The organism is Caldimonas brevitalea, assembly GCF_001017435.1.
In the GTDB taxonomy this organism is placed as follows: domain Bacteria; phylum Pseudomonadota; class Gammaproteobacteria; order Burkholderiales; family Burkholderiaceae_C; genus Caldimonas; species Caldimonas brevitalea.
The window spans coordinates 6325964-6341361 of the sequence record NZ_CP011371.1 but is presented as its reverse complement, the minus strand read 5'-3'; the positions used below and the strand labels follow the sequence as shown (position 1 = coordinate 6341361).

General features: G+C 67.5%; 17 protein-coding genes. 11 read left to right on the top strand and 6 right to left on the bottom strand.

Features of this window, described 5'->3' with window-relative positions:
* Positions 1 to 2 precede the first annotated feature (2 nt).
* Positions 3 to 752: a helix-turn-helix domain-containing protein gene (locus AAW51_RS27060; RefSeq protein WP_047197105.1), complete on the bottom strand. Its 750-nt coding sequence runs from the start codon at positions 750 to 752 to the stop codon at positions 3 to 5.
* Positions 753 to 890: 138 nt separating this feature from the next.
* Here AAW51_RS27060 and AAW51_RS27055 point away from each other — a divergent pair, with 138 nt between their 5' ends.
* From AAW51_RS27055 to AAW51_RS27025, 7 genes are all read left to right on the top strand, one after another.
* Positions 891 to 1355, top strand: coding sequence for a YiaA/YiaB family inner membrane protein (locus AAW51_RS27055; RefSeq protein ID WP_047198369.1), 465 nt, complete (start codon positions 891 to 893; stop codon positions 1353 to 1355).
* Between the two features lie 41 nt (positions 1356 to 1396).
* On the top strand, positions 1397 to 1825 hold the full coding sequence (locus AAW51_RS27050; protein ID WP_047198368.1) for a hypothetical protein: 429 nt from the start codon (positions 1397 to 1399) through the stop codon (positions 1823 to 1825).
* A 6-nt stretch (positions 1826 to 1831) separates the two neighbouring features.
* Positions 1832 to 2623, top strand: a complete 792-nt coding sequence (locus tag AAW51_RS27045; RefSeq protein ID WP_047197104.1) for a DUF2145 domain-containing protein — start codon at positions 1832 to 1834, stop codon at positions 2621 to 2623.
* A gap of 116 nt (positions 2624 to 2739) precedes the next feature.
* Positions 2740 to 4629, top strand: coding sequence for an MFS transporter (locus tag AAW51_RS27040; protein ID WP_047197103.1), 1890 nt, complete (start codon positions 2740 to 2742; stop codon positions 4627 to 4629).
* 4 nt (positions 4630 to 4633) lie between these two features.
* The gene (locus tag AAW51_RS27035; RefSeq protein WP_047197102.1) at positions 4634 to 5146 is read left to right on the top strand and encodes a class IV adenylate cyclase; all 513 of its coding nucleotides are present in this window, start codon (positions 4634 to 4636) and stop codon (positions 5144 to 5146) included.
* Positions 5147 to 5330: 184 nt separating this feature from the next.
* On the top strand, positions 5331 to 6005 hold the full coding sequence (locus AAW51_RS27030) for a CAAX prenyl protease-related protein (protein WP_047197101.1): 675 nt from the start codon (positions 5331 to 5333) through the stop codon (positions 6003 to 6005).
* An 83-nt stretch (positions 6006 to 6088) separates the two neighbouring features.
* Positions 6089 to 6931, top strand: a complete 843-nt coding sequence (locus tag AAW51_RS27025) for a 23S rRNA (adenine(2030)-N(6))-methyltransferase RlmJ (RefSeq protein WP_047197100.1) — start codon at positions 6089 to 6091, stop codon at positions 6929 to 6931.
* A 67-nt stretch (positions 6932 to 6998) separates the two neighbouring features.
* Here AAW51_RS27025 and AAW51_RS27020 read toward each other — a convergent pair whose 3' ends face one another.
* From AAW51_RS27020 to queA, 4 genes are all read right to left on the bottom strand, one after another.
* On the bottom strand, positions 6999 to 7193 hold the full coding sequence (locus tag AAW51_RS27020; RefSeq protein WP_047197099.1) for a hypothetical protein: 195 nt from the start codon (positions 7191 to 7193) through the stop codon (positions 6999 to 7001).
* Positions 7193 to 7498 carry a hypothetical protein gene (locus tag AAW51_RS27015; RefSeq protein ID WP_047197098.1) on the bottom strand — a complete coding sequence of 102 codons (306 nt, stop codon included), beginning with the start codon at positions 7496 to 7498 and terminating at the stop codon, positions 7193 to 7195. The genes AAW51_RS27020 and AAW51_RS27015 overlap by 1 nt, the downstream gene beginning before the upstream one ends.
* Positions 7499 to 7636: 138 nt before the next feature.
* A complete protein-coding gene (gene tgt / locus AAW51_RS27010) occupies positions 7637 to 8830 on the bottom strand; it encodes a tRNA guanosine(34) transglycosylase Tgt (RefSeq protein ID WP_047197097.1) in 1194 nt (397 codons plus the stop codon).
* Between the two features lie 50 nt (positions 8831 to 8880).
* Complete coding sequence (gene queA / locus AAW51_RS27005; RefSeq protein ID WP_047197096.1) at positions 8881 to 9969, bottom strand: tRNA preQ1(34) S-adenosylmethionine ribosyltransferase-isomerase QueA; 1089 nt, start codon at positions 9967 to 9969, stop codon at positions 8881 to 8883.
* A gap of 62 nt (positions 9970 to 10031) precedes the next feature.
* Here queA and recG point away from each other — a divergent pair, with 62 nt between their 5' ends.
* A complete protein-coding gene (gene recG, locus AAW51_RS27000) occupies positions 10032 to 12113 on the top strand; it encodes an ATP-dependent DNA helicase RecG (protein ID WP_047197095.1) in 2082 nt (693 codons plus the stop codon).
* 99 nt (positions 12114 to 12212) lie between these two features.
* Here recG and AAW51_RS26995 read toward each other — a convergent pair whose 3' ends face one another.
* The gene (locus AAW51_RS26995) at positions 12213 to 12770 is read right to left on the bottom strand and encodes a porin family protein (RefSeq protein WP_047197094.1); all 558 of its coding nucleotides are present in this window, start codon (positions 12768 to 12770) and stop codon (positions 12213 to 12215) included.
* Between the two features lie 410 nt (positions 12771 to 13180).
* On the opposite strand from AAW51_RS26995, the gene AAW51_RS26990 reads away from it, so the two are divergent.
* From AAW51_RS26990 to AAW51_RS26980, 3 genes are all read left to right on the top strand, one after another.
* Positions 13181 to 14101: a LysR substrate-binding domain-containing protein gene (locus AAW51_RS26990; RefSeq protein WP_047197093.1), complete on the top strand. Its 921-nt coding sequence runs from the start codon at positions 13181 to 13183 to the stop codon at positions 14099 to 14101.
* Between the two features lie 55 nt (positions 14102 to 14156).
* Entirely contained in the window at positions 14157 to 14660 is a 504-nt protein-coding gene (locus AAW51_RS26985) for a Dps family protein (protein ID WP_047197092.1), read from the top strand.
* 136 nt (positions 14661 to 14796) lie between these two features.
* A complete protein-coding gene (locus AAW51_RS26980; RefSeq protein ID WP_047197091.1) occupies positions 14797 to 15105 on the top strand; it encodes a hypothetical protein in 309 nt (102 codons plus the stop codon).
* Positions 15106 to 15398 lie beyond the last annotated feature (293 nt).

The following is a 15398-nucleotide window of genomic DNA, read 5'->3' as shown; positions in this document are numbered from 1 at the left end:
CCTCAGCTGCCGCCGCCGTTGGGCCGCTTCAGGTCACGGAAGGCAGCGAAGAACCACGAGCGCATGCCGATCACCAGCGTGTAGGGCGCGCGCTGTTGTGGCGGCAGCTTCTGGTCGGCCAGGTGCTGCTGGGCAAAGTCCTGCGCCACCCGCTGCAGCCGCTCGTTGAACAAGTTGGCGAGGCTCTTGCCGATCGAGCCGTGCACCAGCGTCAGCATCTCGCCGTCGCCGTCGAAGCCGCCGCTGTAGTAGTCGTCCACCACCTGCTCGCGAAAGAACTGCATCACCGGTCCGTGTGGCCGCCAGCGAAAGCCCTTGGCCAGCTTCAGCCGGTAGCGGTTCATCGGCTTCAGCTCGATGATGCCCAGGCGGTCGAGCTGGGTGAGGCATTTCACCAGGTCGGCTTCGCTGTAGGTGTAGGTCGAGACGATCTGCTCGCAGGTCCACAGGCTCAGGCAGCAGATCGCCACCAGCATCAAACGCCGGTCGGCCACCACCGCCTTCTCCTGCTCCAGGGTCAGCTCACGCCGCAGCGGTTGTGCATCGGCGACCTGGCGTGCCAGGTCGGCAAAGTCGAGCTTCAGCACGCGGCAGATCTCGTCGATGCGCGACAGCGGCATGTCGGCCTTGGCGAACATGCGCTTGACGCTCGACTCCGCCATGCCGAGCTGCGGCGCCAGCTCGGCATAGGTGAGCCCGGCGGTTTTCAGCTCGGCTTTCAGGGCGACGACGAGGTCGAGGGTGGTGCTCATCTACAGGGCTCCTTCAGGGCCTGAAGTATCTCCTGAAGATACTGCCTGCCTCCGTCAGCGCCACCCCGTACTGTTTCGTTGCCCTTGGGGCAGCCGGCCGGCACGATGCACGCCATGTTCAACAGCCCAGAGGCTTGCATGCGTACCGTCCCCCTGATCCGTCGTGACACCAAGGCCTGGAAGACCCAGGTGTGGGTGTCCTTCGGTGCCGCCGTGACCTTGTGTGGGACCGGCCTGGCCTACCTGCCGGGCGAGGACATCCACCGGGCCTTCATGGTGATGGGCTACGTCTTCTGCCTCTCGACCGCCTTCGCGCTCAGCAAGTTCGTGCGCGACAACGAACTGCGCCAGACCGACACGCCGATGTGGAAGCTGGTGGTCTGGGGCGGTTTCGGGCTCGCGATGGCGCTGACCGGCTGGGGTTTGTGGCGCATGGACGTCAACCCGACCTACAAGGCCTACCTCGGCGTCAGCTGGCTGTTTCTGATCTCGACCGTGTTCACGCTGGCCAAGACGCTGCGTGACGCACACGAGGCCGACCTCGCCGAAGCCCGCATGCAAGGCGCGGCCAGCCGCGCCGCGGTGACGGCTGACAACGCGTGATGAACCCCTCGACCCTTGGAAGGAGATGCTCCGTGAAGCAGATGTCCGTTCGGTGTTCGTCCCGCCGCCTCGCGGCCGCGCTGGCTGCCCAGCTCCTGCTCGTGTCGGCACTGGCCGCCTGGCGCCCGGCGCAAGCCCACCCGGGCGCGTCCGACGCGAGCGTCTTGTCGGCCTTGCCGGTGGCGGTGTCGGTGGCAGCGCCGGCAGTGGTCTTGTCGGCCGGTGCCGCCCTCACGGTGGTGGCCGTCGAAGCCTCGGCCGCCGGCACGGTCTGGGTGCTGGAGCGCGCGTCAGATGGTGCCCGGGCCAGCGTCAAGCTCGCCGGTGGTGCCTCGCTGGCCGTCGGCACGGCGGTCACCGTGGTCGCGCTCAGCGCCGGTTGGGTGTTGTCGGCCGCCGGCCGGGCCATCGCCTTCATTCCAAATGAAATCGGCGCTGCGTTGTTGTACGACCAACGGCTGACACGCTGAACCGCGATGACCCGACTCTTGTCACTACGCGCCGGCGCCGCCGTGGCGATCGCGCTGACCGCCGTGGCCGCACATGCCGGCCGGGACTGCGACAGCAAGCCCCTCACGACCGACACCCTGGACCGTGGGCTGCAGCTGGCGCAGCGCACCGCCCGCTACCTCGACAGCACCGGCGCGCGCGTGGCCGTGCTGGCCCGGGCCGGACAGGACCTGAGCCGCTACGGCCTGCGCTACTCGCATCTCGGCTTTGCCTACCGCGAGACCGGTAGCGGCGTGTGGCGCGTGGTGCACAAGCTCAACCATTGCGACAGCGCCCAGGCCGACCTCTACCGCCAAGGGCTCGGGCAGTTCTTCCTCGACGACCTGCACCGGTACGAGGCCGGCGTGGTGCTGTTGGCGCCGGCCTTGCAGGAGCGGCTGCTGCCCTTGCTGCAAGACCCGTCGCAGCTGGCCCGTTTGCACACCCCGGCCTACAACATGCTTGCCTACCCCTGGTCGGGGCGTTACCAGCAGTCCAACCAGTGGGCCATCGAAACCCTGGCGTTCGCGGCCGACACGGGGGCCGACAGCCGCGAGCGCGCCCAGGCGTGGCTGCGGCTGAAGGACTACCGACCGACGCAGCTGCGCCTGGGCACCTTCACACGGCTCGGTGCCCGCGCGACCCGCGCCAACATCGCGTTCGACGACCATCCCGGGTCGCAGCGCTACAGCGGTCGCATCGAAACCGTCACCGTCGACTCGGTGTTCGAATGGCTGCCGCGCGCCGGCCTCGGCACCCGCGTGGCCACGGTCGACTGACGCCGGGTATGCGGCGTACTGCGCGCCAGCGCGGTATTCCTGTCGCGCCGGGCGCCGCCGCGCTGTGTGCCGGGTGGTTAAATCGCGGCAACGCCGAGGGTCCAGAAGACAACACGATGAGCCAGTCCCACACCAGCCAGTTCGCGCTGCTGACGCAGCGCCGTTTCGCGCCGTTCTTCTGGACCCAGTTCCTGGGGGCCGGCAACGACAACCTGTTCAAGTTCGCCTTCACCGTGCTCGTCACCTACCAGGTGCAGGTGGCCTGGCTGCCGCCGGCGGTCGCCGGCCTGGCCATCGGGGCCTTGTTCATCCTGCCCTTCCTGCTGTTCTCGGCGACCAGCGGACAGCTGGCGGACAAGTACGACAAGGCCCGTTTGATCCGGTTCGTGAAGTCGCTCGAGATCGCCATCATGGCCGTCGCCGGGATCGGATTCGTCACCCAGCAGGTGGCCGTGCTGCTGCTGTGCGTGTTCCTGATGGGCTTGCACTCCACCTTGTTCGGCCCAGTGAAGTACGCCTACCTGCCGCAGCACCTGAGCGAGCGCGAGCTCACCGGCGGCAACGGCATGGTCGAAATGGGCACCTTCGTGGCGATCCTGCTCGGCAACGTCGCCGGTGGCCTGTTGATCGCAATGCCCGGGGTCGGCGCGCAATACGTCGCGTGGGCCTGCTTCGGCCTGGCGGTGTTGGGGCGTGTCACGGCCCAGCGTGTGCCGGTCTCGCCGGCCACCGACCCGGCCTTGCAGATCAACTGGAACCCGCTCAGCGAAACCTTGCGCAACCTGCGCCTCGCGCGCGAGAGCGTCGCGGTGTTCCGCTCCATCCTCGGCATCTCGTGGATGTGGTTCTTCGGGGCGGTGTTTTTGTCCCAGTTCCCGTCGTTCGCCAAGGAGGTGCTGCACGGCAACGAGCAGGTCGCGTCGCTGCTGCTGGTGGTGTTCTCGGTCGGCATCGGCATCGGCTCGCTGCTGTGCGAGACGCTGTCGCGGCGCCATGTCGAGATCGGCCTGGTGCCGGTGGGCGCGCTGGGCATGAGTGTGTTCGCGATCGACCTGTACTTCGCGTCGCGCGGGCTGCCCCAGCCGGCCGTGTCCTACACGCTGGGCAGCTTCGTCGCGCAGCCCGGCCATGTGCGCGTGTTGCTCGACCTGCTGCTGCTCAGCCTCAGCGCCGGCCTCTACAGCGTGCCGATGTATGCGCTGATCCAGATGCGCGCGCAGGCCAGCCACCGGGCTCGCATCATTGCCGCCAACAACATCCTCAACGCACTGTTCATGATCGCCAGCGCAGTGCTCGCCGGTGCCCTGTTGCAAGCCGGCTTCAGCGTGCCGCAGGTGTTCCTGGTCACCGGGCTGCTGAATGCCCTGGTCGGCTTCTACATCTTCATGCTGGTGCCCGAATACCTGCTGCGTTTCGTCGCCTTGCTCGTCTCGCGCTGCATCTACCGCTTCAAGGTGCACGGCGACGAGCACATCCCGTCGCACGGTGCGGCCGTCATCGCGGCCAACCATGTCAGCTTCGTCGACGCCATCTTGCTGATGGCGGCCAGCCCGCGGCCCATCGTGTTCATCATGGACCACCGCATCTTCAAGATCCCGGTGCTCGGCTGGCTGTTCAAGCTGGCGCGCGCGATCCCGATCGCGCCGCAGAAAGAAGACCCGGCCACCTACGAGCGGGCCTTTCAGGAAGCGCAGCGCGTGCTGCGTGAGGGTGACCTGCTGGGCATCTTCCCCGAAGGCGCCATCACGCGGGACGGCACGCTGCAGGAGTTCAAGGGCGGCTTGATGAAGATCCTGCAGGCCCAGCCGGCGCCGGTGGTGCCGGTCGCCCTGCAGAACCTGTGGGGCTCCTACTTCTCGCGCGTCGAGCAAGGCACGGCGATGGTGCGGCCGTTCCGCCGCGGCGTGTTCAGCCGTGTGGGGGTGGTCGCCGGTCCGGCGATGCCGGCCGAGACCGTGTCGCTCGACGGCTTGCGTGAGCGGGTCGGCCGGTTGCTCGCGGCCTGACCCGATGGCTCGCAACGTCGAAATCAAGGCGAGGGCGGCCGACCTCCAGGCGGTCGAAGCGCGGGTGCGCCCGCTGGCCGACCAGGGCCCCATCGAGCTGCACCAGGACGACACGTTTTTCCGCTGTGACCAGGGTCGTCTGAAGTTGCGCGACTTCGGCGACGGACACGGCGAGCTGATCTTCTACCGCCGGGCCGACCAACTGGCGCCGAAATGCTCGCATTACGAGATCACCGTGACCGACGAGCCAGCGCGTTTGCGCGAGGTGCTGACGCAGGCGCTGGGCGTCGTCGGGCGGGTGCGCAAACGGCGCACGCTCTACCTGGTGGGCGCCACCCGTGTGCACCTCGACGAGGTCGACGAGCTGGGGTGTTTCGTCGAGCTGGAGGTGGTGCTGCAGTCGGGCGAGCCGATCGAGCAGGGCGAGGCGACCGCCCGGGCGCTGCTCAAGGCGCTGCAGATCGCCGACGACGCGCTGCTGGCACCGGCCTACGTCGACCTGCTGCAGTCCCGCTGACCGCGGGTCGCCGCGCGCAAGGCGGTCATAGGGCTGTCACCCAGGCGTGATAGCGCCATCGAAAATCTTCATAAGTGCAAGACTGGCATCACTGCTGATACGAATTGTCAATTTCGCGGTGGGCAAGCTGCGGCATCCTTGCGGCCATTTGCAGTCTCAATCCAAGAGTCTCAGGGGGTTCCAGATGCCATTCCAGTTGTCGCGCGGCGCCGTCGCGCGTATTGCGCCGTTCGTGCTGTTCATGGTGCTGTTGGCGGTGCGCGGCGCCATCCCGGCCGACGCGGGCCTCGACGCGCGCTGGGTCTACGGGGTCAGCGTGGTGGCGGTGGGGGCGCTGCTCGCCTATTTCTGGCGCGAATACACCGAACTGGCGCGCGGGACCTGGCCCAACCTCAAGGAGTGGGTGCTTGCGATCGCCGTCGGCGTCGCCGTGTTCGCCCTGTGGATCAACCTCACCCTGCCGTGGATGGTGGTGGGCGAGGCGACCGCCGCCTTCACGCCGGTCGACGACCAGGGCCGCCTCGACTGGCCGCTGATCGCGGTGCGCTGGGTCGGCGCGGCGCTGCTGGTGCCGGTGATGGAAGAGCTGTTCTGGCGTTCGTTTTTGATGCGCTGGATCGAGCAGCCGCAGTTCGAGGGGGTCGACCCGCGCCGTGTCGGCCTCAAGGCCATCGCCATGTCGACCGGTGTGTTCGCGCTGGCGCACACGCTGTGGCTGGCGGCCATCATCGCCGGCCTCGCCTATGCCTGGTTGTACCGCCACACCGGCAAGCTGTGGGTGCCGACCATCTCGCATGCGGTCACCAACGGCGTGCTGGGGGTGTGGGTGGTACACACCGGGCAGTGGCAGTTCTGGTGATGCGGGCTGAGGGCGGGCGGGCGAACGCGCTACAGTGAGCCCTCGGCGCGGCTTGCCGCGCAGCTACCGAGACGCTTCTTTCCATGCTCGCCTATCGACATGCTTTTCACGCGGGCAACCATGCCGACGTCCTCAAACACCTGGTGCTGGTGCAGGTCCTGCGCTATCTGGGTGAAAAGGAAAAGCCGTACTGGCTGATCGACACCCACGCCGGTGCCGGGGCCTACAAGCTGCACAGCCGTTATGCGCAGCAGAACGCCGAGTTCGAGCAGGGCATCGCGCGGCTGTGGCAGCGCGACGACCTGCCGCCGCCGGTGGCCGATTACGTCGAGCTGGTACGGGCCCACAACGCCAGCGGTGACTTGAAGCACTACCCAGGCTCTCCGGCGCTGGCCTTGCAGGTGCTGCGCCCGCAAGACCGGCTGCGATTGTTCGAGCTGCACCCCACCGACCACCGCTTGCTGGCGGCGCATTTCGGCTCGCAGCCGCACACCGAAGTGCACCATGCCGACGGGTTTTCCTCGCTCAAGGCGCAGCTGCCGCCGCCCTCGCGCCGCGCCGCGGTGCTGATCGACCCGCCCTACGAGATCAAGGCCGATTACAACCTGGTGGTCAACTCGGTGCGCGACGGCCTCAAGCGGTTTGCCGAGTGCGTGATGATGGTCTGGTACCCGCAGCTGCCGCGGCTCGAATCGCAGCAGCTGCCGCAGCGTTTGAAATCGCTGGCGCCCAAGGGCTGGCTGCACGTGCGCATGACGGTGCAGAAGACCGATCAGCGCGGCTTCGGCCTGCTGGGCAGTGGCATGTTCGTGATCAACCCGCCCTGGGTGCTGCACGACACGCTCCGCGATGTGCTGCCCTGGCTGACCGAGGCGCTGGCGCAGTACGACGGCGCGTCGTATCTGCTGGAGCAGCGCACGGATTGAGCGGCAGGGGCGCTGTGGGTGTCGGAGCCGGCGGCGCCCGTGTTCGGCGCGCGCACAACACGGACCGTCAGTTGCCCGTGAGCCGCCTGACCATGGCCGCGCTGGTGAGGAGTTCCAGCTGCGCTTCCAGGCGGATGACGCGCGCCGTCAGGTCTTCGATTTTCTGCTGCTGAGACTTCATCGCCTCGGACTGTCGGTTCACCTTGTCTTCGAGCTTGATCATCGAAGTCAGTGCACCCCAGACCCTGTCGGTGACGCCCATCAGGCGGCCTTCCGCTGTGCCGGCCGGGCTGCTTTCGCCTCGGCTTCCATCGTCGCGATCCGCTGATTGCTGGCTTCGATAAACGCCAGCGCGTCGTCGATCGCCTCACCGGCACGTTCTGCGGCGCTGCGGGCCGCGTCGGCCAGCGCACTCAGTTCGGCATCGGTTTCGTCGGCCCGGTAGGCGAAGGCGCCGCGGCGCATCAACTCGGAGATGGGCAGGTCGAGGGCCTTCGCCTTGGCGGCGATCGCCTCTTTGTCCTGCGGTGTGGCCTGAACCACGATCCGTTCGATGGCAGCCGACATGTGCACCTCCTCGGTTAGCGGTCTATGTACATTATATGTACATCTTGTGCCTGTCAACACGTCGGCGCCAGGCGGCATTTCAGCCGGAATGCCGCCGTTTTCTGCCCGCAGGGTCCCCGCTTCCAGCCTCCGCAGCGCTCAAACCCCGCGGGCCCGGTCCGTCGCGAACTGGCGGCGAAACGCCTCGAAGCCCCCCGCGTCGAGGGACTCGCGCACCTCGCGCATCAGGTCCAGGTAGTAGTGCAGGTTGTGCACACTGGTCAGCATCGGCCCCAGCATCTCGCCGCAGCGGTCGAGGTGGTGCAGGTAGGCGCGGCTGAAGTTGGTGCAGGTGTAGCAGCTGCAGCTCTCGTCGAGCGGCCGTTCGTCGGTCTTGTAGCGCGTGTTGCGCAGGCGCAGGTCGCCGTAGCGGGTGAACAAATGGCCGTTGCGCGCGTTGCGGGTGGGCATCACGCAGTCGAACATGTCGATGCCGTTGGCGACGCCGTCCACCAGGTCTTCGGGCGTGCCCACCCCCATCAGGTAGTGCGGCTTGTGGGCCGGCAGCCGCGGGCCGATGTGTTCGAGCACCCGCAGCATCTCGGCCTTGGGTTCGCCGACGCTCAGGCCGCCCACCGCCAGGCCGGGAAAGTCCAGCAGCTCCAGCCCTGCGAGCGACTCGTCGCGCAGATGCGTGAACATGCCGCCCTGCACGATGCCGAACAAGGCATTCGGGTTCTGCAGCCGCTCGAATTCGAGCTGGCAACGCTTGGCCCAGCGCAGGCTCAGCTCCATCGAGTAGCGCGCTTCCTTCTCGGTGGTCAGCCGCCCGCTCGCCTTGTCGCCCATGATGTAGGGCGTGCACTCGTCGAACTGCATCACGACGTCGCTGTTCAGCACATGCTGGATCTGCATGCTGACTTCGGGCGTCAGGAACAGCTTGTCGCCGTTGACCGGCGACGCGAACTTCACGCCTTCCTCGCTGATCTTGCGCATGTCGCCCAGGCTCCACACCTGAAAGCCGCCGCTGTCGGTCAGGATGGGCTTGTGCCAGCCTTCGAAGCGGTGCAGCCCGCCGAAGGGGCGCAGCACGTCCATCCCGGGGCGCAGCCACAGGTGGAAGGTGTTGCCGAGGATGATCTGCGCGCCCATCTCTTCGAGCGAGCGCGGCATCACGCCCTTCACCGTGCCATAGGTGCCCACCGGCATGAAGATCGGCGTCTCGACCACACCGTGGTTCAGGGTCAATCGGCCCCGGCGCGCGTGGCCCTCGGTCTTGAGGACTTCGAACTGGAGGCCGCTGGGCAGGGGAATGCGAGCCGAAGCGGAGCTGGGGAGGGTGTGGTGATCCATGGGGAACCGTGGTGTAAGGCGGATTTCGCTGCGGTCGCAGTCCAACGACGTCAGAAGGGGCGCTCCAACAACATCGCGTCGCCGTAACTGAAGAACCGATACCGCTGCGCGATCGCATGACGATACAGCGCCATCACATGGGCATACCCTGCAAAGGCGCTGACCAGCATCATCAGCGTGCTCTTGGGCAGGTGGAAGTTGGTGACCAGCCGATCGACCACCCGGAACTCGAAGCCGGGTGTGATGAAGATGTCTGTCTCGCGCGCTCCGGCCACCAGGCGGCCGCCAAGCGCCGCCGATTCGAGCGCTCGCAAGGTGGTGGTGCCGACCGCCACCACCCGACCGCCGCGTTCCCGGGCCTGAGCTACGGCGGCGACCGTCGCCGCCGACACTTCGAACCATTCGCTGTGCATCTTGTGCTCGGCCAGGTTCTCGGTGCGCACCGGCTGGAAGGTGCCGGCGCCGACATGCAGCGTCACGCCCGCGGTTGTGATGCCACGCTCGGCCAAGGCGGCCAGCACACCGTCGTCGAAGTGCAGGGCCGCGGTGGGCGCCGCCACCGCGCCCGGCTTGTCGGCGAACACCGTCTGGTAGCGACGCGCGTCTTCGCTGGTGTCTTCATGCGTGATATAGGGCGGCAGCGGCACATGCCCATGGCGCTCCAGCAAGGCCAGCGGCTCCTCGGGAAAGCGCAGGTGGAACAAACCGCCGTCCGGGCCGCCGCGGCCCAGCACTTCGGCGTCGAAGGCCTGCGCGAAGCGCACCACCGTGCCGGCCTTGGGCGACTTGCTGGCACGCAGATGGGCCAGCACCTCGTGCCCGGGCAGCACCCGCTCCACCAGCGCCTCGATCGCCCCGCCGCTCGCCTTGGCGCCATACAGCCGCGCCTTGATGACGCGCGTATCGTTGAAGACCAGCAAGTCCCCCGGCTGCAGCAGGCCCGGCAGTTCGCGAAAGATGCGGTCCACCGGGGTGGGCCCGCGGCCGTCGAGCAGGCGCGAGCCGCTGCGCTCGGGCGCCGGTTGCTGCGCGATCAGCTCGGGCGGCAGCTCGAAGTCGAAGTCGCTGAGCGTGTAGGCGCCCGGGGTGGGGGAAGCAGAGGCGGGCGTGGCAGGCGAGTGGGGATCGGAAGAGGGCATGGATGCGAGGGCCGGACAGACCCGTGCCGATGGAATGCAAAGCAAAGGCAGAATTGTCCCCCATGCCGCCGGCCGCCGCTTCGCCCTCTGCTTCCGCTTCCAGCCCCGCTGGCAAGGTCGCCAAGTCCGCCCCTCAGAAGGCGCTCGAGAAAATGGGCCTGGCGCGCGACATCGATCTCGCGTTGCACCTGCCGCTGCGCTACGAGGACGAAACCCGTGTCACCCGCCTCGGCGACGCGCGCCACGGCGACACGGTGCAGGTCGAAGGTGTGGTGACCGACAGCCAGATCACGCTGCGGCCGCGCCGCCAGCTCGTCGTCACGCTCGACGACGGCACTGACACCGTGCACCTGCGCTTCTTCAGCTTCTACCCTGCGCACCAGAAGACGCTCGCGGTGGGCCAGCGCGTCCGGGCACGGGGGGAGCTGCGGGGCGGGTTTCTGGGCCGCGAGATGGTGCACCCGAGCTTCAGGGCGGTCGACGAGCACACGCCGCTGGCCACCTCGTTGACGCCGGTCTATCCGACCTCGGCCAGTTTGCCTCAAGCCTATCTGCGCAAGGCGGTCGCCTCGGGCCTCGCGCGTGCCTGGCTCGACGAGATCCTGCCGGCCGAGGTGCTGCCCGCCGGCCTGCCGCCGTTGCAGCAGGCCTTGCAGTTCCTGCACCACCCGCCGCCCGCCACGTCGGTGCTGACGCTGGAAGACCGCACCCATCCCGCCTGGCAGCGGCTCAAGTTCGAGGAGCTGCTGGCACAGCAGCTCTCGCAGCTGCAGGCCCAGCGCGAGCGTGCCCGATTGCGTGCACCGCCGCTGCCGCTCGAGCGCGGCGGCCTGCACGAACGATTGCTGGCGGCGCTGCCGTTCCAGCTGACCGGCGCGCAGCGCCGCGTGGTGGAAGAGATCGCACACGACCTGCAGCGGCCGCAGCCGATGCACCGGTTGCTGCAAGGTGACGTCGGCTCGGGCAAGACCGTGGTGGCAGCACTCGCGGCCGCGATCGCGATCGGGGCCGGCTGGCAGTGTGCGCTGATGGCGCCCACGGAGATACTGGCCGAGCAGCATTTCCGCAAGCTGGTGGGCTGGCTCGAGCCGCTGGGCATCGTCACGGCCTGGCTCACCGGCAGCCAGAAGGGCAAGGCGCGTCGCGAGAGCATGGCGCAGGTGGCCGACGGGCAGGCGCAGCTCGTGGTCGGCACCCACGCGGTGATCCAGGACCAGGTCGAGTTCGCGCGGCTGGGGCTGGCCATCATCGACGAGCAGCACCGCTTCGGCGTGGCGCAGCGCCTGGCGCTGCGCAGCAAGATGAAGCCCAGTGCCGGCGAGGAACCGCATCTGCTGATGATGAGCGCGACGCCCATCCCGCGCACGCTGGCGATGACCTACTACGCTGACCTCGACGTCTCGACCATCGACGAACTGCCCCCCGGACGCACGCCCATCGTCACCAAGGTGTTCGCCGACACCCGCCGCGAGGCGGTGATCGAGCGCATCCGGCATGAAGTGGCGCAGGGGCGGCAGGTGTATTGGGTGTGCCCGCTGATCGAAGAGTCGGAGAAGCTCGACCTGCAGAACGCCACCGCCACCCACCAGCAGCTCGGCGAGGCACTGCCGGGTCACATGGTCGGGCTGCTGCACGGGCGCATGCCGGCGGCCGAGAAGGCGGCCGTGATGTCCTTGTTCGCCGGCGGGCAGATGGCGGTGCTGGTCGCCACCACGGTGATCGAAGTGGGCGTCGATGTGCCCAATGCCAGCCTGATGGTGATCGAACATGCCGAACGCTTCGGGCTCAGCCAGCTGCACCAGTTGCGCGGACGGGTGGGCCGGGGGGCCGTGGCGAGCGTGTGCGTGCTGCTGTACACCACACCGCTGTCCGACACCGGCAAGGCGCGGCTGAAGGCCATGGCCGAAACCCATGACGGGTTCGAGATCGCCCGGCGCGACCTCGAGATACGCGGCCCGGGGGAGTTCCTCGGCGCACGTCAGTCGGGCGCGCCGCTGCTGCGTTTCGCGAATCTCGAAGAGGACATCGGCTTGGTCCGCCACGCCAGGCGAGCGGCCGCGCTGATGCTCGAGCACCACGTGGGCGCCGCGCAGGCGCATGTGCAGCGCTGGCTGGGTGGCAAGGCCGAATACCTGAAGGCCTGAGGCGGGCGCGCCGCTGCGGGCGGCGGCAGCGTTCGATTCGCACCGTGCAAAAGCAAAAGGGGCCGCATCGGCGGCCCCCGGTTCGCACGGTCGTGGCGTTCAGAAACCGTAGCTCACGCCCAACGAGAACAGGTTGAAGCGCAGGCTCTCGCCGGCGTATTCGGCGTTCGACACGTCCCAGGTCGCGTTCAGGTGCAGCGCCTTGGTCAGCTTGTAGCCGACGCCGAAGCCGACGTAGGCGGTGGTCGTGTTGTCGCTGTCGCTGCCGCTCTCGTCGTAAACGGTCGCATTCACCTTCATCTTGTTGAAGGCGAGGCCGAAGCGCGCCACGGCGGTCCAAGACGGGGCCAGATCCCCGTGCAGGGCGAGGCCGAAGCCGAAACCGCTGGCCTTCATGCTGAGGTCGACAACCGGCGGCACGTCGACCGAGGCGGTGACCTTGCCGTACTGCGTGTAGCTGGCTTCGGCGGCCAGCTGCGGCGTGAACTTGTAGCCGCCGAACAGCTTGTAGGTGGAGCTGCTCTTGTCGCAGCTGAGGGTCCCTTCACAGCTTTCGTTCGCGCGCGACGTGCCGAATTGCAGGCCTGCATAACCCTCTGCGGACGCGGCGGTCGAAGCGATGACGCCGAGCGCAGCCAAAACCAACTTCTTCATCATGATGTGTCTACCGATTGTGTTGCTCTACTGACCCGGGCAGCCCGACCAGCCCCTCACCCCGGGTTCAGACACTCATTGTTACCGCTCGACCCCTCTCTATCCCAATTTCGATTCCCCCCCGCGATGGGGGAGTGACGGGCCTGTCCCCATCAGGGTGGCTGCTGACGGGGGCTGGCATCGGCTGTCTTCGCGCAGCACAATCGCCGGATGGGTGCGATAGATTTTCTCTCTTACGTCGCCTTCCGCCGGTCGCGCGGCGCCGCCTTCCACGACGGTGTCGCAGAGACGCACGAAGTGGGTCACCGCTTCAAAAACGTGCGGCCCGCGGGCAGTGGCATGGCCCTCCACCTCGCTGTGCGAGCCGGGTGGAGGCCTGCAGACGATGTGCGACGTGCCCCGGAGTTGTTGCCATGACCTTGACCGAGTTGCGCTACATCGTCGCTGTCGCGCGTGAGCGACATTTCGGGCGCGCTGCCGAGGCCTGTTTCGTGTCGCAGCCGACCTTGAGCGTGGCGATCAAGAAACTCGAGGACGAGTTGGACGTCAAGATCTTCGAGCGCGGCGCCAGCGAAGTGAGCGTCACTCCACTGGGCGAAGACATCGTCCGACAGGCCCAGGCGGTGCTCGACGAGGCCGCAGCCATCAAGGAAATCGCCAAGCGCGGCAAGGACCCGCTGGCCGGGCCGCTGCGGCTGGGCATCATCTACACCATCGGGCCCTATCTGTTGCCCGACCTGGTGAAGCAGACCATCGAGCAGGTGCCGCAGATGCCCTTGATGCTGCAAGAGAACTTCACCGTCAAGCTGCTCGAGATGCTGCGCACCGGAGAACTCGATTGCGCCATCATGGCCGAGCCCTTTCCCGACACCGGCCTTGCGATCGCGCCGCTCTACGACGAGCCCTTCATGGTGGCCGTGCCGCGCCAGCACGCGCTGGCCAAGCGGCAGAGTGTCACCTCGGAGGAGGTCAAGCGCGAGACCATGCTGCTGCTCGGCACCGGCCATTGCTTTCGCGACCATGTGCTCGAGGTGTGCCCCGAATTCGCGCGCTTCTCGAGCGACGCCGAGGGCATACGCAAAAGCTTCGAAGGCTCGTCGCTCGAGACCATCAAACACATGGTGGCTTCCGGCATGGGCATCACCGTGGTGCCCCAGTTGAGCGTGCCCCGCGATCCCCAGCCGCACGTCGCCTATGTGCCGTTCCACGACCCGGTGCCCACGCGCCGCGTGGTGCTGGCCTGGCGACGCACCTTCACGCGATACGAGGCGATCGCCGCGCTGCGCAACGCGGTCTACGGCTGCGAACTGCAAGGCGTGCAGAAGCTGTCGTGAGCGGCACGCCGGCTGCTGGTGAGCCGGATCATCATTCACTCAGGAGAACCCCCGCATGAGCAAAGACAAGCACAAGAGCTCGCCGATGCCGGTCAACATCGGCATCGACGAAGGCGACCGCGCGGCGATCGCCGCTGGCCTCAACAAGCTGCTGGCCGACACCTTCACGCTCTACCTGACGACCCACAACTTCCACTGGAACGTCACCGGTCCGATGTTCAACACGCTCCACAACATGTTCATGGAGCAGTACACCGAGTTGTGGAACGCGGTCGACCCGATCGCCGAGCGCATCCGCGCCTTGGGGCACACCGCGTCCGGCTCCTACAAGGACTATGGCGCGCTGACCTCGCTCAACGATGCGCCGAGCGAACCGCCCAAGGCCGAGGAGATGATCCGCATCCTGGTGCAAGGGCACGAGGGTGTGGCACGCACCGCGCGTGGCCTCTACCCGGTGGTCGAGAAGGCGTCGGACGAACCGTCCGCCGACTTGCTGACGCAGCGTCTGGACATTCACGAAAAGACGGCGTGGATGTTGCGCAGCCTGCTGGAGGATTGACGGCCGAGCGGCGAAGGAGGCCGGCGAGGGTCAGGGCGTCGCGCTCGCCCTGTGTCGGGCCGGCGGCCCTCTGGGCCACCTGCCGTACAGTTTCGGCATTCGCCCAAAAACCGTTCGGCGAATGAAAGGAGAGCGGATGACGGCAAGAGAAACGGAAAGCAGGCTGCTCGCCCGTTGTGTCGCCGCCGCACGTGGCCAGGTGCTGGCCGCGCTGGATCAGCGTGAAGCCAATGTGTTCGGGCTGACCGCGCTGGTCGTCCAGCCGCACTTTCCCGCCGAGGCGGCACATCTGCTCCAAGCCAGCGAGCGGTATTTCGCACTGCACCCCGGCGACAAGATCGAGCCGGCCGAGGTGGTGCGCAAGGGTTGGGTGATCGGCTTACCACGGTGGCGCGACATGCTGGACCTCGAGCTGCGCCATCAGGCGACGGAGCGCGCGAGCTGACACCGAAAGGAGGGGGCGCTTGGCGTCGGCCCCCGGCCTCCCTCGCGTCTCGAGTGCGGGGGCCTGCATTAAGATCCGCCCGCGGCTGCCCGCCACGGGTTCACGCGTGGTTTGTTCCGACGAGCCCCGCGTCGCGGGGCATCATCCCCACGGCCAGTCGAATGAGTCGTCACACCAGGCCATGAGCGACCTGGCCTGACGGCCGCCTGCTCACGCATCACCTGCAGGTTGGGGCCGGTGCACCAAGCGGCGACTGGGCCAGCGATCGGCGCGGCCCTTCTACACTGACGCCA

Excerpts from the sequence above, each read along its gene's own strand:
- tgt (WP_047197097.1), bottom strand. The coding sequence starts at position 8,830 with ATGGATCACCACACCCTCCCCAGCTCCGCTTCGGCTCGCATTCCCCTG.
- AAW51_RS27015 (WP_047197098.1), bottom strand. The coding sequence starts at position 7,498 with ATGTCGGCTGCCATCGAACGGATCGTGGTTCAGGCCACACCGCAGGAC.
- AAW51_RS27030 (WP_047197101.1), top strand. The coding sequence starts at position 5,331 with ATGCCATTCCAGTTGTCGCGCGGCGCCGTCGCGCGTATTGCGCCGTTC.
- AAW51_RS27025 (WP_047197100.1), top strand. The coding sequence starts at position 6,089 with ATGCTCGCCTATCGACATGCTTTTCACGCGGGCAACCATGCCGACGTC.
- AAW51_RS26985 (WP_047197092.1), top strand. The coding sequence starts at position 14,157 with ATGAGCAAAGACAAGCACAAGAGCTCGCCGATGCCGGTCAACATCGGC.
- AAW51_RS26990 (WP_047197093.1), top strand. The coding sequence starts at position 13,181 with ATGACCTTGACCGAGTTGCGCTACATCGTCGCTGTCGCGCGTGAGCGA.
- AAW51_RS27055 (WP_047198369.1), top strand. The coding sequence starts at position 891 with ATGCGTACCGTCCCCCTGATCCGTCGTGACACCAAGGCCTGGAAGACC.
- AAW51_RS27045 (WP_047197104.1), top strand. The coding sequence starts at position 1,832 with ATGACCCGACTCTTGTCACTACGCGCCGGCGCCGCCGTGGCGATCGCG.
- AAW51_RS27050 (WP_047198368.1), top strand. The coding sequence starts at position 1,397 with ATGTCCGTTCGGTGTTCGTCCCGCCGCCTCGCGGCCGCGCTGGCTGCC.
- AAW51_RS26995 (WP_047197094.1), bottom strand. The coding sequence starts at position 12,770 with ATGATGAAGAAGTTGGTTTTGGCTGCGCTCGGCGTCATCGCTTCGACC.
- AAW51_RS27035 (WP_047197102.1), top strand. The coding sequence starts at position 4,634 with ATGGCTCGCAACGTCGAAATCAAGGCGAGGGCGGCCGACCTCCAGGCG.
- AAW51_RS27040 (WP_047197103.1), top strand. The coding sequence starts at position 2,740 with ATGAGCCAGTCCCACACCAGCCAGTTCGCGCTGCTGACGCAGCGCCGT.
- AAW51_RS27020 (WP_047197099.1), bottom strand. The coding sequence starts at position 7,193 with ATGGGCGTCACCGACAGGGTCTGGGGTGCACTGACTTCGATGATCAAG.
- AAW51_RS27060 (WP_047197105.1), bottom strand. The coding sequence starts at position 752 with ATGAGCACCACCCTCGACCTCGTCGTCGCCCTGAAAGCCGAGCTGAAA.
- queA (WP_047197096.1), bottom strand. The coding sequence starts at position 9,969 with ATGCCCTCTTCCGATCCCCACTCGCCTGCCACGCCCGCCTCTGCTTCC.
- recG (WP_047197095.1), top strand. The coding sequence starts at position 10,032 with ATGCCGCCGGCCGCCGCTTCGCCCTCTGCTTCCGCTTCCAGCCCCGCT.
- AAW51_RS26980 (WP_047197091.1), top strand. The coding sequence starts at position 14,797 with ATGACGGCAAGAGAAACGGAAAGCAGGCTGCTCGCCCGTTGTGTCGCC.